General features: G+C 71.3%; 17 protein-coding genes. 9 read left to right on the top strand and 8 right to left on the bottom strand.

The annotated features are described in order from the left end of the window. Positions 1-120 precede the first annotated feature (120 nt). Positions 121-1,728 carry a molecular chaperone DnaK gene (gene dnaK, locus D7V97_RS18820; RefSeq protein ID WP_120612031.1) on the bottom strand — a complete coding sequence of 536 codons (1,608 nt, stop codon included), beginning with the start codon at positions 1,726-1,728 and terminating at the stop codon, positions 121-123. 215 nt (positions 1,729-1,943) lie between these two features. On the opposite strand from dnaK, the gene D7V97_RS18825 reads away from it, so the two are divergent. Next, the gene (locus tag D7V97_RS18825; protein WP_120612032.1) at positions 1,944-2,777 is read left to right on the top strand and encodes a class II glutamine amidotransferase; all 834 of its coding nucleotides are present in this window, start codon (positions 1,944-1,946) and stop codon (positions 2,775-2,777) included. Between the two features lie 19 nt (positions 2,778-2,796). Here D7V97_RS18825 and mrtX read toward each other — a convergent pair whose 3' ends face one another. The 3 genes from mrtX to polX are packed head-to-tail and all read right to left on the bottom strand — an operon-like array spanning position 2,797 to position 5,904. Continuing rightward, entirely contained in the window at positions 2,797-3,522 is a 726-nt protein-coding gene (gene mrtX / locus D7V97_RS18830; protein WP_120612033.1) for a myxosortase MrtX, read from the bottom strand. Next, entirely contained in the window at positions 3,519-4,124 is a 606-nt protein-coding gene (locus tag D7V97_RS18835; RefSeq protein ID WP_120612034.1) for a serine protease, read from the bottom strand. The genes mrtX and D7V97_RS18835 overlap by 4 nt, the downstream gene beginning before the upstream one ends. Positions 4,125-4,143: 19 nt before the next feature. Beyond that, complete coding sequence (gene polX, locus D7V97_RS18840) at positions 4,144-5,904, bottom strand: DNA polymerase/3'-5' exonuclease PolX (protein WP_120612035.1); 1,761 nt, start codon at positions 5,902-5,904, stop codon at positions 4,144-4,146. 78 nt (positions 5,905-5,982) lie between these two features. On the opposite strand from polX, the gene D7V97_RS18845 reads away from it, so the two are divergent. The 7 genes from D7V97_RS18845 to eutB all read left to right on the top strand — a co-directional run bounded on the left by D7V97_RS18845 (position 5,983) and on the right by eutB (position 15,031). Further along, on the top strand, positions 5,983-6,297 hold the full coding sequence (locus tag D7V97_RS18845) for a Rieske 2Fe-2S domain-containing protein (protein WP_120612036.1): 315 nt from the start codon (positions 5,983-5,985) through the stop codon (positions 6,295-6,297). Positions 6,298-6,570: 273 nt separating this feature from the next. Then, a complete protein-coding gene (locus D7V97_RS18850) occupies positions 6,571-7,038 on the top strand; it encodes a molybdenum cofactor biosynthesis protein B (RefSeq protein WP_199728856.1) in 468 nt (155 codons plus the stop codon). 37 nt (positions 7,039-7,075) lie between these two features. Next, the gene (locus D7V97_RS18855; RefSeq protein ID WP_120612038.1) at positions 7,076-8,005 is read left to right on the top strand and encodes a TIGR02757 family protein; all 930 of its coding nucleotides are present in this window, start codon (positions 7,076-7,078) and stop codon (positions 8,003-8,005) included. A gap of 145 nt (positions 8,006-8,150) precedes the next feature. Beyond that, positions 8,151-10,052 carry a hybrid sensor histidine kinase/response regulator gene (locus tag D7V97_RS18860; protein WP_120612039.1) on the top strand — a complete coding sequence of 634 codons (1,902 nt, stop codon included), beginning with the start codon at positions 8,151-8,153 and terminating at the stop codon, positions 10,050-10,052. Next, positions 10,049-11,203, top strand: coding sequence for a hypothetical protein (locus D7V97_RS18865; RefSeq protein WP_120612040.1), 1,155 nt, complete (start codon positions 10,049-10,051; stop codon positions 11,201-11,203). Before D7V97_RS18860 ends, D7V97_RS18865 begins: the two co-directional genes overlap by 4 nt. Before the next feature lie 66 nt (positions 11,204-11,269). Further along, complete coding sequence (locus D7V97_RS18870; protein WP_120612041.1) at positions 11,270-12,652, top strand: hypothetical protein; 1,383 nt, start codon at positions 11,270-11,272, stop codon at positions 12,650-12,652. 123 nt (positions 12,653-12,775) lie between these two features. After that, a complete protein-coding gene (gene eutB, locus D7V97_RS18875) occupies positions 12,776-15,031 on the top strand; it encodes an ethanolamine ammonia-lyase subunit EutB (RefSeq protein ID WP_120612042.1) in 2,256 nt (751 codons plus the stop codon). 135 nt (positions 15,032-15,166) lie between these two features. Here the strand turns inward: eutB and D7V97_RS18880 are convergent, their stop codons facing one another. The 4 genes from D7V97_RS18880 to D7V97_RS18895 form a co-directional block, all read right to left on the bottom strand. Further along, complete coding sequence (locus D7V97_RS18880; RefSeq protein ID WP_233582963.1) at positions 15,167-16,678, bottom strand: NAD(P)/FAD-dependent oxidoreductase; 1,512 nt, start codon at positions 16,676-16,678, stop codon at positions 15,167-15,169. Positions 16,679-16,840: 162 nt separating this feature from the next. Next, positions 16,841-17,599, bottom strand: a complete 759-nt coding sequence (locus D7V97_RS18885) for an energy transducer TonB (RefSeq protein ID WP_120612044.1) — start codon at positions 17,597-17,599, stop codon at positions 16,841-16,843. Between the two features lie 116 nt (positions 17,600-17,715). Continuing rightward, positions 17,716-18,435, bottom strand: a complete 720-nt coding sequence (locus D7V97_RS18890) for a response regulator transcription factor (protein WP_120612045.1) — start codon at positions 18,433-18,435, stop codon at positions 17,716-17,718. After that, positions 18,432-20,261, bottom strand: a complete 1,830-nt coding sequence (locus D7V97_RS18895) for a HAMP domain-containing sensor histidine kinase (protein WP_120612046.1) — start codon at positions 20,259-20,261, stop codon at positions 18,432-18,434. The genes D7V97_RS18890 and D7V97_RS18895 overlap by 4 nt, the downstream gene beginning before the upstream one ends. 119 nt (positions 20,262-20,380) lie before the next feature. Between D7V97_RS18895 and D7V97_RS18900 the strand changes: the two genes are divergently transcribed. Next, the coding region (locus D7V97_RS18900; protein ID WP_120612047.1) for a YXWGXW repeat-containing protein at positions 20,381-21,473 on the top strand (1,093 nt) is incomplete at its 3' end.

Consider the following 21,473-nt stretch of genomic DNA (forward strand, 5'->3'; position numbering starts at 1 on the left):
GGGCACGGCCGCGGTCAACCGGGGCAGCGCGGGCGTCGCTGGACGCGCGGGGGCCGCGGGCGCGGCGGGCCCTGGCGGTGCGCCAGAGTTGGGATCAGAGGGCTCGGACATCGGCGGTGCCTAGGAGGCCACGGCGGGCATGTCGTTGCCGTTGTGGCCCGCGAGCCGCGTGTTGCGGTTGGCTTGAATCGACTGCTGGATGTCCGCCTCCGTCATGCCGGAGGACAGCGTGATCGACGTGGACGTCTTCTGGCCCGTCTCCACGTCACACGCGGACACGTTCACCAGCCCGTCCGTGTTGATCTCGAACGTCACCTCGATCTTCACCTCGCCGCGATACCCGATGCGGAAGCCCGCGAACTCGAACTCGCCGAGCATCTCGCACTCCTCCGCGCGGTTGGACTCGCCCTGGTACACGCGGATCTTCACCTTCTCCTGCCCGTCGCGGCTGGTGGTGAAGGTCTTCGAGCGGTCGATGGGCACCGGCGTGTTCTTGTCGATGATCTTCTCGGTGTACCCACCCACCGTGCCAATCCGCAGCGTCAGCGGCGTGACGTCCACCAGGAACGTCTCCGTCTTGCTGTCCAGGAGCGCGTGCGACTGGAGCGCGGCGCCCATGGCCACGACCTGATCCGGGTTGATGCCCTCCAGCGGCTCTTTCTGGAAGTAGTGCTTCACCGAGTTGCGGATGATGGGCAGCCGCGTGGGCCCGCCCACCAGGATGACCGCGTCGATGTCCGCCGCCGTCAGCCGCGCGCTCTGCAGCGCCTCGTCGCAGACCTTGAACGTGCGCTGCACCAGGTCCATCACCATCCGGTTGAACTGGTCCTGGTTGAGCGTGTTGCGCAGGTCCATCACGTTGCCGTTGGCGTCCTGGCAGATGCCCTGGCAGAGGATCTCCGCCGTGCCGAACTGGCCCACGTCGATCTTCGCCTTCTCCGCCGCGTCCTTGAGCATCTGCAGGCAGTACTTGTTCTGCCGCAGGTCCAACCGCGTGCGCGCGAGGAAGTCCTCCGCCATCCACGTCATGATGCGGTCGTCGAAGTCGTCGCCGCCCAGGTACGTGTCGCCCGCCGTCGCGAGCACCTCGAAGACGTCCTTGCCAATCTCCAGGATGGACACGTCGAACGTGCCGCCGCCCAGGTCGTACACGACGACGCGCTGGTTCACGTCCCGTCCGAAGCCGTACGCGAGCGCCGCGGCGGTGGGCTCGTTGAGGATGCGCAGCACCTCCAGCCCCGCGATGCGGCCCGCGTCCTTCGTCGCCTGGCGCTGGTTGTCGTTGAAGTACGCCGGCACCGTGACGACGGCCTTGGTCACCTCGCGGCCCAGGTACGTCTCCGCGACGGCCTTCATCTCCTTGAGCACCAGCGCCGAAATCTCCGGCAGCGAGTAGCTGCGCTCGCGCACGCCGATGCGCACCGAGTTGTTCTCGCCCTCGACGATGCGGTACGGCATCACCGCCTGCGCCTTCTTCACCTCGTCGGAGAAGTAGTAGCGGCCGATGAGCCGCTTGGCCGAGTACACCGTCGTCTCGGGGCTGGTGATGATGTTCTTCTTCGCCGCGTTGCCCACCAGCACGGACCCTTCCTCCAGGAAGGACACGCACGAGGCATGGGTCGTCTCGCCCCACTCATTGGGGATGACCGTGGGCTGCCCCTCGTGCACGACGGACACGCACGAATACGACGTGCCCAGGTCGATGCCGATTGCGATGTCGTCCGCCATTCCATCTCCGGTGAAGACCTGCACCCCGGTTCCCTCTCGGGGGGACCTGCCATGAAGCGGCCGGAGGTTAGGCGCCACGGTGTGAGGTGTCAATGCAAGGGCAGGTCAAATGCCTGCTATTTCAAGGGCTTAGCGCCAGAGCAGGGGAGCAGGGGGGCGGCGCTGAATCACGTCCACCGCCGACTTATCCCTTGAGGTGAAGGGGGGTAGTACGAATGTCCGCCATTCTCGCCGCGGTGTCATCGGATCCCAATCTCCTGCGGTGTGAGTTGCACCGTCTCACCTGGCAAGTCGTCTTGCGTCCGGAGGCCCGGGCCAACGCCCTGGGCGTGGGTTCCTACGCTCAAGAAGAGGTCCTCCTGCGCCGGCTGTCGCCGGACACGGACGTCACGCTGGATGACCTGGGGCCACCGCACGAATCCGAAGCGGTGCTCTTCCACGCCGACCGCCTGCCACCCGGGCTGTCGCCCGAGGAGAACACCCAGCCGTTCCGGGCGCGCCACTGGCTGTTCGCCCACCAGGGGCCGCTGCCGGACTTCGCGACCGTGCGCGCGTCACTGCTGGAGCGAGTGCCCGAACACCTGCAACGGCAGGTGCGGGGCTCCACGGACAGCGAGGTGCTCTTCGCCCTGTTCCTCACGCGCCTGCGCAACCTGGGCCGCACGGATGATCCGCGCCTGGAGCCGGAGGTCGCTGGCCGCCTCCTCCATGAGACGGTGCGGGAGGTGGAGGCCGCGCTCGTGGCAGCGGGAAGGGTGCGCACGCCGCCCCTCAACCTGGTGGCCACCAACGGCGCGGTGCTCGTGGCCACGCGCTGTGGCGAGGCCCCGCTCTACTACACGCGCCTGGAGGGCAGCGCGGAGTGCGCGCGGTGCGGCGTGGACGCGAACACCCCGGAGGCGCATCCCGAGGTGGCCGCGCACCGGCGCCGCCGCACGGTGGTGGTGGCAAGCCACGTCACCCGCACGCAGGGCTGGGTGGAACTGTCGCCCGGCACCACGCTGGCGGTGGGCGCGGACCTCCAGGTCCGGCACCTGTCGCCGGGCTGATGCAGGCCTCGCGCCCGCCTCACGGGCCGCCGAAGAAGGACTCTTCCAGGAAGCGCACGTAGAGGTTGCACGCGGCGTGGAAGAGGGCGCAGCCGACGATGGTGCCGGTGCGCTCGCGCATCCAGCCGAACAGCAGGGCGGGGAAGAACACCGCCAGCCGCCAGGTCTGGAAGATGGCCAGGTGGCCCAGCGCGAAGAGCAGCGCCGTCACCCAGAACGCCCGGCCCAGCCGTCCGCCCAGCACCACGCGCCCCTGGGGCCACGCGTCGCGCAGGCGGGCCTGCACGTAGCCCCGGTAGAAGAACTCCTCCGGCAGGGCCACGACGAAGAGCTGATCGATGATCCACTCGCCGAAGCGCGGGGGCAGGCGCGGGTGGAAGTGGCCCTCGCCGACGATGGGCGTCAGGTGGCGCGCGAGCGTGGCCGGCAGGTGCGGCACCACCTGCACGAAGCCCGCGAAGCCCACGAAGAACAGCGGCCCCACGATGAGCGACAGGATGACGAACAGGCGCACGTCCTGCTTCCACGCGCGCAGCGAGAGGCCGTAGTCGCGGTAGTCCTCGTCGCGCCAGCGCATGGGGATGAGTGGCAGGTAGAGGAAGCCCACCGTGGCCACCAGCTTGGGCACGCTGCTGCCGCCCGCGAGCACGAACGAGACGACGATGCCCAGGAAGCCCAGGGCCCAGAGCCCCACCGCCTCCTGCACCGCGCTCAACCGGAACGGGGGCCCCGGGGGCCGGCTCATGGTGCGTCCGCCGAGGCGAGCTCCGCCTTCACCGCGCTCAACGGCAGCGCACGAGCGCCCCTGCCGCGCTTCTCCACGACGACGGCCACCAGCCGCCCGTCCCCGTCGTACAGCGGGCTGCCCGGCGCGAGCGTCAGGTCCACGTCGAAGAAGGGCGCGGGCCCGGACTTCGCCACCGTGGCGCGCGGCCTGTCGCGTTGTCCCTTGCGCCCGGGCAGCACGCCCACCACCCAGCGGCCCGCGAGCCCCTCCGGCACCAGCCGCACCGGCGCCGCGGGCCACGTGCCCTGGGGCCCCGCCACCACCGCGACCTGGAGCACCGTGCTGGACAGCACCACGCGCGCCGTCAGCGCATTGCCCGCGTGCTCCACCTGGGCGGACTGGGGCCCCACGTGCGCCACGGCGGTGAGCACCTGACCGTCCGCGCCCACGATGATGCCGGGGCCCGCGTGCTGGGGGCCGCGCACGCGCACCGACGAGCGGGCGTGCAGCTCCAGCACGCGCTGGAGGTCGGCGCGCGACGGACGGGCCTCCGCGCCGGCCCGGAAGGGGACGGCCAGGAGGAAGCAGAGAAGGAGGGCGAAGGGGAGCGGGCGGAACATCAGCGCGCCCGCGAGCCTATCAGCGCTGTCGCAGGGCGGCGAGGAAGCTGGCTGCGGGCAGGGTGTTGAGGATGTCCTTCTTGCGGGCCCAGCCCCGGCGGGCATTGTCCACCGCGAAGGAGAGGTTTCGCAGGTCCTCCTGCCGGTGCGCGTCGCAGCTCACCACCAGCTTCACCCCGCGTGACACGGCCATCCGGACGTACTCGGCCTTGAGGTCCAGCCGCTGCGGCTTGCCGTTGACCTCCACCGCCTTGCCCCGTTCGGCGGCGCGCTCCAGCACCTCCTCCATGCGCAGGGGGTACGGGTCGCGGCTCTGGATGAGGCGGCCGGTGGGATGCCCCAGGACGTGCATGTGCGGGTTGTCCAGCGCGGCCAGCACCCGGCGCGTCATCTGGTCCTCGTCCAGGGAGTGGCGCACGTGGATGGAGGCGATGACGATCTCCAGCTGCTCCAGCACGCTGTCCGCGTAGTCCAGCGCGCCCGTCTCCAGGATGTCCACCTCGATGCCCTTGAGCAGCCGCAGGCCGGGCACCGCCTCGTTCACGCGGTCGATCTCCTCCCACTGCCGCTTGAGGTCGTCCACCTTGAGGCCGCCCGCGTGGATGGCCGCCTCGCTGTGCTCGGTGACGGTGAGGTACTTGAGCCCCAGCGCCTGCGCCGCCCGCGCCATCTCCTCCAGCGAGTTGCGGCCGTCGGACCATGTGCTGTGCGCATGCACCGCGCCCTGCACGTCCTCCAGCGTCACCAGGTCCTCGGGCAGCTTCCCCGCCAGCGCCGCCTCCACCTCGCCCGAGTCCTCGCGCAGCTCCGGCGGCACCTCCTGCATGCCCAGCAGCCGGTACAGCGTGGCTTCATCCGGGACGGGCAGCTTGGTGCCGTCCTCGCGGTGCACGCCCCACTCGGAGATCTTCAGGCCCTTCTCGTGCCCCAGGTTGCGCAGCCGGATGTGGTGGCCCTTGGAGCCGGTGAAGTGGTGCAGCGCGGTGGCGAAGTCCTCGTCCGGCAGCACGCGCAGGTCCACCTGGAGATCGCCCTGTGTCATCCGCACCGAACACTTGCTGTCGCCCTTGCCCAGCACCGTCGCCACGCCCGGCGCGTTGGCGAGCGTGTCCAGCACCGGCCCCGCGTCCTTCGCGGAGGCGATGAGGTCCACGTCGGACACCGTCTCCGCGCGACGGCGCACGCTGCCGCCCAGGCTCGCGCGCACCACGCCCGGCGCCGCGCGGATCCGCGCCAGCAGCTCCTCCGCGATGGGCAGCGCGTCCCCCAACAGCTTCCGCTCGCCCTTCGCGCGCCGGTACACCGCGATGCCGTCCAGGAGCTTCGTCTCGCTCTTCGCCCCAAAGCCCTTGAGCTCGCGCACGCGGCCATCGCGGCAGGCGGCTTCCAGCGCTTCCACGCTCCCCACCTGGAGCTCGCTCCAGAGCACGGCCACCTTCTTCGGGCCCACGTCCGGCAGCTTCATCAACTCCAGGAGGCCGGCGGGGAAGCGGGCCTTCAGCTCCTCGAAGGCGCCCAGGCGGCCGGTGGTCACCAGCTCGGTGAGCTTCTCGGCGAGCCCCGGGCCGATGCCCTGGAGGTCCTGCAGGCGGCCCTGGGTGACGACGGCGCCCAGGTCCTGGGGGAGGTTCGCGATGCGGTCCGCGGCGATGTCGTAGGCGCGGACGCGGAAGCCGCTCTCACCCTGGAGTTGGAGCAGCAGGGACATGTCCCGGAGGACCTGGGCGACGGCCGCCTTGTCGGTGAGCACGGCGTTGGAGGGTGTCACGTCGGAAGTCACGGTCGGAAGATTAATGACGGGGGAACGGGGGTGCAGGCCCGCACGGGTTGTGGGAAAAGGAACGCGAAAAGGAACGCAATGACGAAGATAAAGCTGGGGCCCGCGGACTTCGCCGAGAGGGAGATGCGCGGCTACGAAGTCGGCAAGCGCAACGTCTGCATCGCGAAGATCCACGGCCGTTACAAGGGCCTCGATGACTGGTGCAACCACGCCGGGTGTCTGCTGTCGGGCGGACGCATCGAGGACAACACGGTCGTCTGCCCCTGCCACGAAGTCGGCTTCGACATGGACACCGGACAGAACGTCACCTCGCCCGGCGTCTGTGATGACCAGCCGACGGTGCAACTCGCGGTCGAGGACGGCGCGCTCGTCGTCGACCTGCCCGACGCCTGAGCCTTCCCGCGCCGCCCGCCACCACCGCCACCAGGAGCGTCCACCATGGGACACGACGGACATGATCACGACCATGACCCCGAGCACGGTCATGGCCACTCGCATTCCCACTCGCACGAACACGGGCACTCGCATGACCACGCGCACGGTCATGAGCACGGGCACTCGCATGGCCACGAACACGGTCATGAGCACGGGCACTCGCATGAGCATGGCCACTCGCATGGGCCCGAGGGCTCGGCGGTGGCGGCGGAGCACAAGGCGCGGGCGCCGGTGCACGTCAGCGCGTTCGTGGTGACGTGCTCGGACAGCCGGGACGCGGCGCACGACGGCAGCGGCAGGGACCTGCGGGAAGGGCTGTCCGCGGCGGGGCACACCGTCGCCGGGCACACCGTGGTGAAGGATGATCCGGAGGCCATCCGGGGCGCGCTCGCGCAGGCGCAGGCGGCGGGGGCCCGCGCGGTGCTCTTCACCGGCGGCACGGGCATTGGCCGGCGCGACTGCACGGTGGAGACGCTGCGCGCGCTGTTCGAGAAGGAGCTGCCTGGCTTCGGTGAGCTGTTCCGGATGCTGTCGTACCAGCAGATCGGCAGCCCCGCGCTGATGTCGCGCGCCACGGCGGGCACGTACCAGGGGATGATCCTCTTCGCGCTGCCCGGCTCGCCGCAGGCGGTGCGGCTGGCCCTGGACGCGCTCATCCTCCCGGAACTCGGCCACGCGGTGCGCGAGCTCACCCGTTAGAGAAGGGACGCATGCGAGCGACGGGGGAGGGCCAGCGATGACGAAGCGCCGGGTCGCGCACACCGGACTGAGCGCCCAGGCGGCCGAGCGGTTGAGGCCCCGCCTGGAGGCCTTCATGGCGTCCACCGACGCCCGGGCCCGCATCGGGTTCGACCCGGTGGAGTTCCCCCATCGCTACCAGGACCCGCGCGACGTGGAGGTCAGCGCGCTGCTCGCGGCGGCGCTGGCCTACGGGCGCGCGGACCTCTTCCGTCCGAAGGTGCACGCCCTGCTTCAGCGCATGGGCCCGTCCCCCGCGGCCTTCGTGCGCGCGCTGGACGTGGCGGGCGCCCGGGAGCTGCTGACGGGCTTCGTGTACCGCTTCAACGTGGGCACCGACCTGGCCGTGCTGCTGCTGGGCATGGGCCGCGCGCTGCGCGAGCACGGCAGCCTGGAGGCGCTCTTCGTCCAGGGCTGGAAGGCGAGTGGCACGCTGCACGGCGCGCTCGCGGCCTTCACCGCCGCCCTGCGTGACATCCCCATGGCGGCGCTGCGCGAGGCGCTGGGCCCGGAGCGCGGCCTGCACCACCTGCTGCCCTCGCCCCTGGGGCCGGGCGCGGCGAAGCGCCTCAACCTCTACCTGCGCTGGATGGTGCGGGGCCCGGACGCGGTGGACTTCGGCATCTGGAAGCAGGTGCCCGCGTCCGTGCTGCTCGTTCCACTGGATACCCACATCGGCCGCATGGCGCTGCACCTGGGGCTGACGCGCCGCACGGACCTCACGTGGCGCACCGCCGAGGAAGTCACGGCATCCCTGCGCGTGTTGGATCCCGCGGATCCGGTCCGCTATGACTTTGCTTTGTGCCACTACGGGATGAGCGGGGCCTGTCCCGCGAAGACGCTGCCCCAGCACTGCGCGCGGTGTTCGCTTCTGTCATCGTGCAAGGTGGGACCTCGCGTCGTCGCGCGGGCCTCCCTGCAAATCTGAGTCCCCTGGGACCTCGAAATGGGCTAACGGCAGTCCGCGCGACCCCGCGTTGACGCGTCGGCTCAGTCAAGGCTGCAATGCAATTCCAGCGGCGCGGGTCATACGGACCGGACCGCGGGGTGTGAGGAGCAACGCAGTGCACGCAATGCTGGTGGCGGTTCCAGCCCCGGTGGCCCAGGACGTGGAGCGCGACTTGAGCGCCACGGCCGCCGGACGCGCGTGCCGGGTGCTCCGTGTCGACGTGGCCCCGGAGCCCTTGCCCGAGGGGCTGCTCGTGCTGTGGGACCACGGCGGTCCGCTGGAGGCCGTGAAGGCGCGCTGTCAGGGGATGCACGCGCGGCGGGTGCCCTCGCGCACGTGGCTGGTGGTGCTGACGTCGCGCGACGGCGCGGAAGCCGAGGCCCTGGTCGAAGCGGGCGCGGACGAGTGTGTCGCGCCGCCCGGCACGCGCTGGGGCCCGAGGCTCGCGGCGCTGCTGCGGCGCTCGGCGGACGAGGACGCGCTCGCGCTCCGGCGCACGCGGGACATGCTCCAGGGCGCGCTGGACGCGGTGCCGGAGCCGCTGTTCATCAAGAACCGCGAGCACCGCTTCGTGGTGACGAACAGCGCCTTCTGTCGCCTGTTGGGGCAGCCCGCCGAAGCGCTGCGCAACCAGTCCTCCTACGCCATCGTGCCCGCGCATGAGGCGGAGCTGTCCTGGCGCCAGGACGAGCGCGCCTTCACCACCGGGCAGACCGTGGAGGACGAGGTCACCTTCACCGACCTGCGGGGCCGCTCCTTCGAGGTCATCACGCAGCGGGCCGCGTACGCGGTGCCCAGCGGCGAGCGCTTCCTCGTGGGGCTCCTGCGCGACGTCACCGAGCGCACCCGCCTGGAGACGCAGCGGCGGCTGGCGGAGCGGATGACGTCCGTGGGCACGCTGGCGGCGGGCGTCGCGCATGAGATCAACAATCCGCTCTCCTACGTCACCTCCAACCTGGCCTACCTCTGGGAGCGCGTGGCGCAGCCGGTGGTGCCCGTGGAGCAGTTGGAGGAGCTGCGGCAGGTGGTGGCCGAAGCGCTGGAGGGCGCCGGGCGCGTGCGCTCCATCGTGCGCGACCTGCGGACCTTCTCCCGCGCGGAGGAGGAGAGTCACGGCCCGGTGGACGTGCAGCGCGCGGTGGACGGCGCGCTCAAGCTGATGCGCGACGAGGTCCAGCACCGCGCGCGCCTGACGTGTGAGCTGGAGCCGGTGGCCGCGGTGCACGGCAACGAGGGCCGGCTGGGACAGGTGGTCACGCACCTGCTCATGAACGCGCTCCAGGCCTTCGGTGACCGGCCGGTGGAGGAGAACGCGGTGCGGGTGCGCGTGCGCCCGGGGCGGGAAGGGCACGTCCTCATCGAGGTGGAGGACAACGGCCAGGGCATGGCCATGGAGGTGCGCCAGCGCATCTTCGACCCCTTCTTCACCACGCGCGCGCCCCGGGGCGGCACCGGCCTGGGCCTGTCCATCTGCCTCACGCTGGTGCATGCGATGGGCGGTCACATCGAGGTGGCCAGCGAGCAGGGCCAGGGCAGCCTCTTCCGCGTGGAGCTGCCGGCGCTCGCGGCGCAGGCGGAGGTGGCCGTCCCCCCGGCGGAAGCGGCCCCCGTGGCGGCCCCGACGACGGTGGCCGCGCCAGCGCAGGCGACCCGCGCGACGCGGAACTTGAAGCGGCTGTTGCTCATCGATGACGAGCCGGCGGTGGGCAGCGCGGTGAGCCGCCTGCTGCGCAACCTCTACGAAGTGCACGTCATCCAGGACGCGCGCGAGGCCCTGAAGCGGCTGTCGCACGGCGAGCGCTTCGATGCCATCCTCTGCGACCTGATGATGCCGGGCATGAGTGGCATGGACTTCCTGGTGGAGCTGGAGCGACTGGCGCCGGAGCTGGCGCCGCGCACCGGCCTCATGACGGGCGGGGTGAACCCCCAGGCCCGTGAGTTCGTGGGACGCCGCGCGAAGGAGCTGCTGGAGAAGCCCTTCGAGCGCGACCAGCTGTGCACCTTCGTCGAAACCCTGATGCAATGAAGCGCCGCACCCGCTGGACGCTCACGGCCGCGCTGTCGGCGCTGCTGCTCTCGGGGCTCGTCCTGCTGCCTCCGGAGCTGCGAGGGCTGTCCTTCATGCTGCGCGCGGCGGGCCTCCACGGGACGGCGGCCGAAGCCCTGGCCCGCTTCGACACGGGGCCCTTCACGGTGAACGAGCTGAGCGTGCCCACGCGCCACGGCCCGGTGCGCGCACGCCTCTACCAGCCCGCGGAGCGACAGGGCCGGCTCATCATGCTCACCTCGGGCGTGCACGCGGCGGGCATCGATGAGCCACGGCTGGTGAAGCTCGCGGGGGACCTGGCCACGGGAGGTTACCCGGTGCTCACGCCGGAGCCGCAGGACCTGCTGCGCTACGAGATCACCCCGCGCATCACGGACGTCATCGAGGACGCGGCCCTCTGGGCGCTGGGCCAGCCAGCACTTGTTCCCGAGGGGAAGCTGGACCTGTTCGGCATCAGCTTCTCGGGAGGACTGTCTGTCGTCGCGGCGGGGCGGCCTTCGCTGCGCGACCACGTGGCCGCGGTGCTGTCCTTCGGTGGGCACGGCGAGCTGTCGCGCGTGCTGTCCTTCCTGTGCACGGGTGTCCAGGCGGACGGGGTGCACCGCAAGCCGCATGACTACGGCGTGGTCGTCATCCTGCTGAGCGTCGCGGATCGGTTGGTGCCTCCGGAGCAGGTGGAGCCGCTGCGCACGGGCGTCCGCACCTTCCTGCGCGCCTCGCACCTGACGCTGGTGGACGGGAAGCAGGCGGCGGCCACCTTCGAGGAGGCGCGCAAGCAGGAGGCGGCGCTTCCCGAGCCCGCCGCAACACTGTTGCACCTGGTGAATACACGTGACGTGTCCGCGCTGGGGGCGCGGTTGCTGCCGCTCGTGAAGGACTTCGCGGGAGACCCGTCGCTGTCGCCGGAGCGTTCGCCCCCGCCGCACGCGCCGGTGTACCTGTTGCACGGGGTGGACGACTCCGTCATCCCCGCCATCGAATCCACGCTGCTGGCGCGCGCGCTGGAGCCCTTCACGCGCGTGCACCTGCGCGCCACGCCGCTCATCACGCACGCGGAGATGGACCACGAGGTCGATGCCATGGAGGCGCTGCGACTGGTGCGCTTCTGGGCCGGACTGCTGAGCGAGTAGCAGTTTCGAGCCTCCGCGCGCGTCGATGGCTTGACGTGCGGTGACGTGAGCAGGTGCCATGGGGGCATGTCCATGTCCCTCGTGGTGTCGGTCGGGCTCGGCTGGCTGTTGACGGCCGCGCCTTCGCCCGTGGCACGCATCGTTCCGTGTGCCCCGGACACGCCCGCGTGGACCGAGGCGCGTGACGGACTGGCCGCGTTCGACCAGCAAATTCAGGACCTCGCGGAGGACGGCACGGTGGCCCCGGTGCTGCCGGCGATGACCGCGCTGCTGGACCTGCGCTGCTTCGCGCTGGCCCGCGAAGAGGTCGGTGGGCAGTCCCTCATGGAAGACGAGGCCGTGTCCGGGCTCGCGTTGAAGGCGTGGTGGCGCGACGGCGGGAAGGATTACTTCGCGTCCCAGCTGGAGCTCGGACGTCCCGGTCCCCACACGGTGGTGATCCCGCCCGAGCTCCGCGAAGTCCTGACGCGCGAGCACTCGAAGGGACACCGGCTGGAGGCGCTGCTGTGTCCGGCGAAGGCCGATGCGTGCGGCGTGGAGACCGAGCCCTGGCGAGCGCGGGCGGATCAGGCCTTTCGTCCCGAGTACCTGCGCCATGGCAAGCCGCGTGAGTCCGTGGCGGATCGCCCCCGTCCACCGGACTGCGAGGCGCGCGCCCGGAAGAAGTCTCCCGGGGCGCGCTACCGGACGTGGCGCAAGTGCCTGGCCGAAGCTCCTGGAACAAGGCCGCTCCAGTCCGTGCTGCCCCTGGGACGCATCCGCGCACCGATGGACGGCTGGCTGGTGGTGCGGGGCCGGCGGGGGCACTACGCCTTCTGTGATCAGCTCGACGCGTATCACCTGGGAACCGGAACAGCGTACCGGTCGAGCAGTTGCTCACAGCTCGCGCTGAGAACCGGGGGCACCGTGGACGGCGCGAGCACGGATGCCGCGCGCCGCTCCGAGGTGATGGCGGGGCGCATGGATCCGACGCGGCTGCGGGAGTTGACGTGGATGATGCTGCTGGCGCCGGAGGTGCGGGCCGACGTGCAGGTGGAGGCCCTGCGCGTCGCCGTGCCGAAGGGCTTCCGCATCGAATTGCCCCGGACCGACCACGAAGGAGGGGTCATCGGTGGAAGCTTCGGGGGCTCCTCGGGCCAGACGCAGCTGGGCTGGCGCTGGTTTCCACCAGGAGGCGCCGAGCCCTGGTCGGGCACGTGGACCTACCCGTGGTCCTGGAACGTCGGAGAGGACTTCGTGAACGAGCTCCTGGAAGCAGCGGAGGCCACCTTCCAGGAGGGCTGCCCGGCGAGGCCCGTGCCGTCCGCGCTGCTCGACTTCACGCGCGAACCCGCCGTGCACGGACTGGATGCACCGAACGGTGTCGCCGGTGTGCAGGACGCTCGCGTGGAGGCACTCAGCGCATGGCGTCCACCTCCCGGCTGCGCACCTCGCGCGGACGGCGGTTGAGGTCCTTCGCTGACGATTGCAGCAGCAAGCTTTCCGCGAGAACAAGCGTCCAGGCGTCGCCCAGGCGACAGCACGCTGGGGGGATGGTGGCGCGGCGGGGGCGCCGGTAAAAACTGGGACCCCATGAGCGTCCGTCTCCCCGACGTCCTCCCCGACGAAGACGTGCTGGACTTCGTGCAACGGCTTCACGGTGCCTTCGATGCGCGCCTGTATCAGCAGGTCCTGGGCGCGGCGAATGCGTTCAAGGAGGGCGACGCGGCCATCGGTGTCGCGGCGGCGGACGAGGACTCGCGGCAGCGGGCCCGCGCGCTGCTGTCGCGCACGCGCCTGAGTGACGTGCACGCGCATCCGCCCTTCGAGGACCGGCTGCACATCTTCAGCCTGGAGGCGTGGGATGCGGCGCGCTGGCGGCGCGTGGCGGACTGGACGCTGGGGCAGCTCAAGGACTTCCTGCTCACCGCGGACGAGGCGGTCGTGCACGACACGCTCGACGGACTGCCCAGCGATGTCATCGCGTGCGTGGTGAAGCTGATGAGCGACGCGGAGCTGAAGGCCGTGGGTGGACGCATCTTCCATCCGCTGCCGGGCAGCTGCGTGGGGGCGCGGGGCTACCTGGGCGCGCGCTTGCAGCCCAACTCGCCCACGGATCACCCGGAGGACATCCGCTGGCAGGTCTTCAACGGGTGGGCCTTCGCGGTGGGGGACGTGGTGCTGGGCACCAACCCGGTGTCGTCGGACGTCGCGTCGGTGGCCGCGGTGGAGGCGGCGCTGCACGACGTACTGGTGACGTTTGGTTTGACGGACGTGATGCCCCACTGCGTGCTCGCGCACATCGACGTGCAGGCGCAGGTGGAGGCGGCTCAGCCGGGCACCACGGGCATCTGGTTCCAGAGCCTCGGTGGGAACGAAGCGGCCAACCGCACCTTCGACGTGACGCTGGAGAAGATGGTGGCGCACGCGGCGGCTCGCACCGGCCCGTGGGGCCTGTACTTCGAGACGGGGCAGGGCGCGGACGCGACGAACGGGCATCACCACGGCACGGACATGCTCATCCACGAGTCGCGCAAGTACGGCTTCGCGCGGGCCCTCAAGCGCCGGGTCGCCGTGGCGCAGGCCGGTGCGGGGCGGGACGCGGCGCCGTGGGTGCACGTCAACGATGTGGCGGGCTTCATCGGGCCGGAAGTGTTCCGCACGCGCGAGCAACTGGTGCGCTGCTGCCTGGAAGACATCGTGATGGGCAAGCTGCACGGCCTCACGCTGGGACTGGACGTGTGCTCCACGCTGCACATGGACGTGACGCTGGATGACCTGGGCTGGTGCCAGGAGCAGCTCGCCGAAGCGGGCCCCGCGTACCTGATGGCGCTGCCCACGCGGAATGATCCGATGCTCAGCTACCTCACCACGTCCTTCCAGGACCACGTGCGGCTGCGCGAGCGGTACGGCCTGAAGGTGGATGACCGGATGTGGGCCTTCTTCCAGCGCCTGGGTGTCATCGACGCGGAAGGCCGGCCCACGAAGCACTTCGGCGACCCTCGCCACGTCTACGTGCACTACCGCCGACACAAGGGCGACACGCGCACGGAGGCGGAGCTGCGAGCGGAGGCCGATGCGCAGATGGCGCGGGTGCGTGCCCGGGGCGTGCCGCTGGCGGTGGGGCATGGCGAGACGCCGTGGACGCTGGAGCCCGCGCTGGAGCAGGACCTGCGGAGCCTGTACGAGGACGCCAAGGTGGGCCTCTGGTCGGAGCTGTCCGAGGCGACGGTGGAGTCCCTGCCCGGAGCGGTGCGGCTGCGGACGTGCTCGGAAGACCGGCGCGACTACATCCTGCATCCGCCTTCGGGCGAGTCACTGGAGGCCGCGTCGGAGGCGACGGTGCGTGCGCTGCGCGAGCGGCATGGAGGGAAGTACGACGCGCAGCTCGTCGTGTCGGACGGGTTGGATCCGCGCTCGCTGATGGACGCGGGACACCTGGCGCCGTTCCTGGACACGCTGCGCGCAGAGCTGGACGCGCAGGGCTGGCGCGTGGCCCCGGAGGTGCTGGTGGTGAAGCACGGCCGGGTGCGCGCGGGCTATCAGGTGGGACGCCTGCTGTTCGGTGACGAGGAGGACGCGCGACCGTGCGCCCTGGTGCATGTGATTGGCGAGCGTCCCGGCTCCGGGCACCATGCCTATTCCGCGTACCTCACGGTGCCCTCCGCGAGCACGTGGGCGAAGAAGGGGGCGGTGGACCACGATCGCACGAGGCTCATCGCCGGCATCTCGGACACCAGCGTGCAGCCGGAAGACGCCGCACGGGAGGCGGTGCGCATCCTCGCGGAGCTGGCAGCGACCGCGCGCACGATGCCCCCGAGCGCGGGCGACACCGCGGCGATGGGGTGAGCTGTCTCCGGATGTGATGCGAAAGGCGCGCGTCCTGTTGCACTCGCGCGGCCTGGCATCTTTGAACGTGCCGTTTCGCACGAGCCGCGCGGCGCACCGGGGCATCGGCGGGCCGCTCACACGTGAGCTGATGCCTCAGCGCGCCGACGCGATGCTCGCCGCCGTGCGCACGCCGCCCACCGCCGTGGCCAGGGTGCTCTGGCCCGGGAACACTGAGTCCCCCACCAGCCACAGGCCCCGGTCCGCCTGGAACGGGCCCAGCGTGCGGTAGTTGCCCAGCCCCGCGCGCCGAGGGACGCCGCCCACCGCGCCTGCCTCGCGCAGCGTGAAGCGCTGGAACGTGCGCGGAGAGGCCGTCATGGCATGCACCACCTGGCCCATCCACTCCGGCGCCAGCTCCTCCAAGCCCTCGCGCATCCGCGCATGCAGCTGGGCGAAGTAGGGCCCCTGCGCTTCCGGCGACAGGTCCGCGAGCTTCTTCAGCGGCACGTGCGTGGACACCGTCACCGTGCGCTGTCCCGGCCTTGCGCGGCCTTCATCCGTCACGCCGCTCACGGATGCGAACAGGTGATTGCCCTCGGTGAAGGTTTGGGCCGGATCTCGCACCAGCTCGAGGTGGCGCGCGCTGCCGGAGTCGCCTTCGGGCGGACGCACCACGAGGTACAGCATCGCCGCGCCCCAGCCCTCATTCACACGCTCCGCGAGCGCGTCCACGCGGGGAAGGCGTCCCACGGGCGCGTCGAGCAGCGAGCGCAGCCCCTGCGGCAGCGTGTTGGCCACGACGTGCCGCGCGCGCAGCTCACCCCTCCGCGCCGTCACCTTCCAGCCGCCCTCCACGGGGGTCACCGCGCGCACCTGGTTGGCCAGCAGCACGTCGCCGCCCCGGGCCGTGATGGCCCCCGTGAGCGCCTTCGCCAGCTGGCCGATGCCGCCCCGCACGTGCCCCGTGCCGCGCCAGTAGTAGTCCATCGCCGCGAGCGCGAACGGCGCCTCCGCCTCCGCGGCGGAGCACTGCACGGTGATCTGACAGAGCGCATCCAGGTAGGTGCGCAGCGGCGTGAAGTGCTCCAGTCCGTGGTGCGCGACCACCGCCCCCAGCGGACGTCCCAACCAGCGCGCCAGCGGCGCATACGTCCACGCGCGCCCCGCGTGCCGCAGCAGGGACCGCAGGTTCAACGGCGGCAACAGGTCCGGATCATCGAACAGCGGCCACAGGACTCCGGCCACCCGTGCCTGGGTCTCGAAGAAGCGCTCAATGGCTTCCACGGGCGCACCCGGCAGCGCGCGGATTTCACCGATGAAACGCGCGCGGTCCCGGTGCACGGGCAGCCGCAACCCCGGGGCGCGAAGCTCCACCAGCGGATCCACCGGCTCCACCGTCACGTCCAGCGCGTGCTCGCGGATCCACCGGCCGAAGAGTTGGTGCGCATCGAAGCCGGAGAACAGCGTGGCTCCGGACTCGAAGGCGTAGCCTCCGCGACGGAAGGTGCTCGCACAGCCGCCCGGATAGTTGAGCGCCTCGCACAGCGCCACGCGGGCACCCCTGCGACAGAGCTCCAGCGCCGTGGCCAGTCCGCCGAAGCCCGCGCCCACCACCACCGCGTCGTACCAGGTGTCCAACGTCGCCCAGGAAAAAGGGACCGGCACCGGATGCGGGCCGGGGGAGGCCCGCGCCTACCGGTGCCGGTGTCGCGCACATGGCCAGCCGCGACAGGACATTCCTAACGGGCATGCCTTTCCGCCGCGACCCTTTTCCCCCAGGCGGGGGAGGCAGGCACCCATGCGCTTTCACTGGCGGACACCCGCAGTCTACCGGGGCATCCGGAGCTTGATGTTGAACGTGTACGCCACGTTCACCGGACGGCCCTGGTACGTCATGGGCTGATAGCGGCGCGACTGGAGCGCCGACAGCACGGCGTCATCCATGTACGGAAGGCCCTTGATGATGCGGCAGTCCCGCATGGTGCCCTCCACGGTGATGACGCACTTCGCGACGACCACGCCCTCCACGCCCGCGAGCTGCGCCTGGCGCGTGTAGCTGAGCTCCGCGCCGCTCACCATCACCGGTGGCGTCATGCCTCCCAGGAAGGGAAGGACCTCCGTGCCGGTGGCCTGCGGGATGTTCGGCACGCCGATGGCGCCGATGGGGCTCGTGCTGTTCGGATCCCCATCCGGGTCTCCCACCGGCTCGTTGGAGCCCGTGCCCGTCTCGCCCGTGTTCGTCGCGTCCGCCACCGTGGTCGGCTCGGGCGTCGGATCCGGCGTCACCTCCGGGGGCGTGGTGGTCATCGGCGGGGGGACGCGGGGGATACGGTCGATGCGCTTGGGCGGCTTCACCGGGGCGGTGGTGGCGGCCTGCGTCGGCTGCGTGGCCTGCTTCACGCCCTTGCGGATGGCGGGCTGGCGGAAGGTCACCACCGGCTCCGGCAGCTCGACGGTCTCGGGGACCCGGCCGGAGATGAAGACCACCAGGCCCAGCAGCCCCGCGTGCACGCCGATGGAGACCCATGCGCCCGTGCCGAACCGTCCCGAGCGCAACCCTCGCTGTTCGATGACCGACTCAAACATCTGCCTGCCTCCTGGTTGGGATGGACGCTCCAGGCGTCCTGCCCCCACAGGAAGCAACCTACGGAGTCGCCACCCCCGAAGGGCGGCCGTGGCTCCATGCCTTCGTCATGGTTGCGTCATGACGGGCCGGCACCCGGCACCTCCATGCGGTAGCCCACGCCGCGCAGGGTGTGGATGGTGAAGCCGGAGATGCTCGTCCACCCGAGCTTCTTCTTCAGGTTCGACACGAAGTTGTCCACCGTGCGCGGATCCACGATGACGTCGCGGCCCCACACCGCGTCCAGGATCTCCCCTCGGGGCAGGGCGCGGTCGCGGTGGCGCAGGAGGAAGGCCAGCAGGTCGAACTCCGTGCGCGTCAGGTCCACCTCGCTGCCGTCCGCGCGCAGCACCGCGCGCCGGCCCAGGTCCAGCGTGAAGGCGCCGAAGGTCATCACCTGCGGCGGCGCCGTGCCGGCCCTGCGCACCAGCGCCCGCACGCGCGCGAGCAATTCCCGCAGGCGGTACGGCTTGGTGAGGTAGTCCTGCGCGCCGGCCTCGAAGCCGCGCACCAGGTCGTCCTCCAGCGAGCGCGCGGTGAGCATCAGCACCATGCTCTTGACGCCCTCCGCACGGAGCCGGCGGCAGAAGCTGTAGCCGTCCTCGCCCGGCAGCATCACGTCCAGGATGAGCAGGTCGAATGCGCGCTGCTGCAGGTGCGGCCCGGCCTCCTTCGCGGACGGGGCGTCCGTCACGTCGTAGCCCTCGTCGCGCAGGTTGTCGCGCAGGCCCAGGCGCAGGTTGGCGTCGTCCTCGACGATGAGGATGGAGGGGCGGGTGGTGGGGGACGTCGTCGTCATCGGCGCGGCTCGGAGAAGGTCAGGGCGAAGGTGGTGCCCTCCGGGCTGGAGGAGGCGATCTGGATGCTGCCCTGGTGCAGCCCCATGATTCTGCGGCACAGCGCCAGCCCCAGGCCACTTCCGTGCACCTCCGGGCCCGACGTCGTCAGTCGGTAGAAGTCGTCGAAGACGCGCTCCCATTCTTCCGGGGGGATGCCCATGCCGTTGTCGCTGAAGAGCACCGTGACGCCGAAGCCCGGCTGCGGGTACGCGCGCACGGTGAGCACCACGGGGCTGCGCTGGTTGTAGAGGCACGCGTTGCGGCCCAGGTTGGCGAACAGCATCCGCACGAGCGACGCGTCCGCGTCCAGCTCCACGTCGTCCACCTCCGAGCGCAGCTCCACCGGCACCGGGACGGCGTCCAGCAGGTCATCGCGCAGCGTGCCCACCGCCTCCTCCAGCCGCACGCGCGAGGTCCGCAGCGCCCAGCGCCCCTTGTCGATGCGGTTGAAGGACAGGATGTTCTCCACGAGGAAGTGGAGCCCCTCCGCCGCGCGCACGATGCGGGTGGGGTAGTCCCCGGCCTCGGGGCTCTTGCCCAGCCTTCGCTCCAGCGTCTCGCCCAGCAGGCGGATGGACGCGAGCGGCGTGCGCAGCTCGTGCGACACCGTGGAGACGAAGTCGCTCTTGAGCTCCACGAAGCGGTACTTGCGCTGCTGCGCCACCACCGCCAGCGCCGCGATGGCCGACGCGAGCGCGCCGCACGCCGCCACCAGCAGCGTCTTCAGGCCGTAGCGCGCCTCGATGTCCGCCTCCGCCGCGGCCCACCCGGGCATGGCCACCTCCAGCCCCGGCTCGGACAGGAGCCGCACCACGCCCGCGGGCCGCAGCCGCAGGTCTCCGTCCGCCGTGATCAGCTCGCGCGCCCGCAGCTCCTGCGTCAGGTCCGCGAGCAGCTTCCGCATGTCCACGGCGAGCCCGCGCACCTGTTCGGCCCCCGGCTCCACGTACCACTGCTCGCCCACGAGGAACGGCTCCTTCAGGGCGTCGGGCATCACCAGCGCTCCTGCGCCAGCCTCCCGCACGCGGGCCTGGAAGGCGTCGGTGGGCTCCGACAGCTCCTGGCTCAGCGCCACGATGCGCGCCTGGAGGAAGTCGAAGTCCGCGCGGGTGAGCCGCGTCCTCGCGCGCAGCAGGTCCCGCTGCAGGCCCGCGCCCCGGTCCATGCCGCCCAGCTCCTCCGGGAGCCCTTCGCGCACCAGCGCCCGGATGAGGGGCGGCGTCAGGTCCCCCTGCCGCAGGCGCTCCACCACCAGCACCGTGAAGGGCAGCTCCTGGTCGGCCCGCAGCGGATGCGCCGCGTGGTAGCGCAGCAGCGCGTCCACCGCCGCGTTCGTGAGGGACTCGCGGCCGGTGGCCAGGGCTGATTCCACCGCGCGCAGCCGCGTCAGCCGCTCCTGCCAGGGGGCCGGAGCCGTCCCTTCATCGAGCGCCTGCGCCAGCTCTTCGTAGGCAGCCCTCGCGGGCATTTCATCCCCGTCCCGGGGCCAGTCCACGCGCGGCAGGAACTGGTGGCCGCGGAACACGAGGTAGAGGCCCTCGGCGGGGAGGAGGGGGTCTCCCATGGCCGCGTTCAGGGCGGGCAGCTGGGCCTTGAGCCGCTGGGCGAGCGCGGTGCGCAGGGCCTCCGACGCGAGCAGCTCCAGGGCCTCGCGCCGGGAGCGCACCTGGGCGCGGGCGTCCTCCCGCTCCTGGGTGAAGATGCGCTGGAGCGTCACCAGCCCCCAGCCGAGGGCCAGCAGTCCACACCCCAGGGCCAGCAATGTCGGGAGGAGTCGGCGCAGCATTCGCGTCGGTCCGGACTCTAGCAGTCGGGGTGGAAGGGAGTACGGCCCCGGGTCCGGAAGATGAATAAATAGGGGGAGGCCCGCGTCCCCTCCGGGGTCTGGAGATCGGAGACGAAGTCATGAGTTCTCGATGGTTGGTCTGTTTGATTGTCGGCCTGGCCTCCCAGGGGGCGTCCGCGCAGACCGCGCCGGTCGCCGCCGATGACTGGGGAGATGATGCGTACGTCGAGCAGCAGTCCAACGAGGACGACAACGGGCCCGTCGCGCCGACCGCCCCCCCGGACATGCCCGCCGAGTCGCCGAGCGCCCGGCCCTTCGCCGGCGCCGTCTGGACGTCCGGCCATTGGTACTGGGACGGCGACCAGTGGCAGTTCAAGTCCGGCGGCTGGGTGGAGCGCATGCCGGGCTACCAGTACGTCAACGGCTACTGGGCCGAGGACGGCGACGTGTGGCGCTGGGTGTCCGGCGGCTGGGCGAAGCAGGGCTCCGACGAGGTGGAGATTCCGGTGGAGGTCGCCAGCGAGGACGTGACGGCGACCCAGGCGCCTCCGGCCCTGCGCGTCGAAGCGCAGCCCCCCGCGCCGGCCCCCGACTACACGTGGGCTCCGGGCTACTGGTACTGGGGCGTCAACGGCTACGAGTGGGTTGAAGGCTCCTGGATGGAGCCGCCGCGTCCGGGCTTCGTGTTCGTGTCGCCGCGGTGGGTGCGCCGCGGGCCTTCCTACGTATTCGTCGGCGGCGGTTGGACGACGTACGGCTCGGTCCGGATCATCGTCCCCGTGTACCGCCACGCGAGCATCGCCTTCTCGTTCGGCCGCCCGAATCCGTTCCTGCGCACCTGGTACCGGTACCCGGGCGTGTCGTGGCGCTACTACGGCTACGGCCACCACCGCTATCACCCGGGCGGCTACCACCGGTCGAGCTCGTACGGGTACGGAGGGCGGTCGAACTACTACGGGCCGCGTTCGCACCCGGCGTCACCCGGTCCGCGCTACTCCCCGTACAACGGCGGCCGGGGCAACGGTCGCAATGGCGGCTACCACGAGTCGAGCGGCGGTTGGGGCGGCGGCAACTCCGGCGGCGGGCGTCCTTCGGGCGGCGGCAACTCCAGCGGTCACCACCAGCAGGGCGGTGGCGGCAGCGGCGGTTGGGGTGGCGGCAGCTCCGGCGGTGGGCGTCCTTCGGGCGGCGGCAACTCCAGCGGCCACCACC

Origin of the sequence: Corallococcus sp. CA053C (assembly GCF_003611675.1) — a bacterium.
Taxonomy (GTDB): Bacteria; Myxococcota; Myxococcia; order Myxococcales; family Myxococcaceae; genus Corallococcus.

What these genes read in the sequence shown, in the direction of transcription:
- dnaK (WP_120612031.1), bottom strand. Translation starts at nt 1,728, where the DNA reads ATGGCGGACGACATCGCAATCGGCATCGACCTGGGCACGTCGTATTCG.
- D7V97_RS18825 (WP_120612032.1), top strand. Translation starts at nt 1,944, where the DNA reads ATGTCCGCCATTCTCGCCGCGGTGTCATCGGATCCCAATCTCCTGCGG.
- mrtX (WP_120612033.1), bottom strand. Translation starts at nt 3,522, where the DNA reads ATGAGCCGGCCCCCGGGGCCCCCGTTCCGGTTGAGCGCGGTGCAGGAG.
- D7V97_RS18835 (WP_120612034.1), bottom strand. Translation starts at nt 4,124, where the DNA reads ATGTTCCGCCCGCTCCCCTTCGCCCTCCTTCTCTGCTTCCTCCTGGCC.
- D7V97_RS18845 (WP_120612036.1), top strand. Translation starts at nt 5,983, where the DNA reads ATGACGAAGATAAAGCTGGGGCCCGCGGACTTCGCCGAGAGGGAGATG.
- D7V97_RS18855 (WP_120612038.1), top strand. Translation starts at nt 7,076, where the DNA reads ATGACGAAGCGCCGGGTCGCGCACACCGGACTGAGCGCCCAGGCGGCC.
- D7V97_RS18860 (WP_120612039.1), top strand. Translation starts at nt 8,151, where the DNA reads ATGCTGGTGGCGGTTCCAGCCCCGGTGGCCCAGGACGTGGAGCGCGAC.
- D7V97_RS18865 (WP_120612040.1), top strand. Translation starts at nt 10,049, where the DNA reads ATGAAGCGCCGCACCCGCTGGACGCTCACGGCCGCGCTGTCGGCGCTG.
- D7V97_RS18870 (WP_120612041.1), top strand. Translation starts at nt 11,270, where the DNA reads ATGTCCATGTCCCTCGTGGTGTCGGTCGGGCTCGGCTGGCTGTTGACG.
- eutB (WP_120612042.1), top strand. Translation starts at nt 12,776, where the DNA reads ATGAGCGTCCGTCTCCCCGACGTCCTCCCCGACGAAGACGTGCTGGAC.
- D7V97_RS18885 (WP_120612044.1), bottom strand. Translation starts at nt 17,599, where the DNA reads ATGTTTGAGTCGGTCATCGAACAGCGAGGGTTGCGCTCGGGACGGTTC.
- D7V97_RS18890 (WP_120612045.1), bottom strand. Translation starts at nt 18,435, where the DNA reads ATGACGACGACGTCCCCCACCACCCGCCCCTCCATCCTCATCGTCGAG.
- D7V97_RS18895 (WP_120612046.1), bottom strand. Translation starts at nt 20,261, where the DNA reads ATGCTGCGCCGACTCCTCCCGACATTGCTGGCCCTGGGGTGTGGACTG.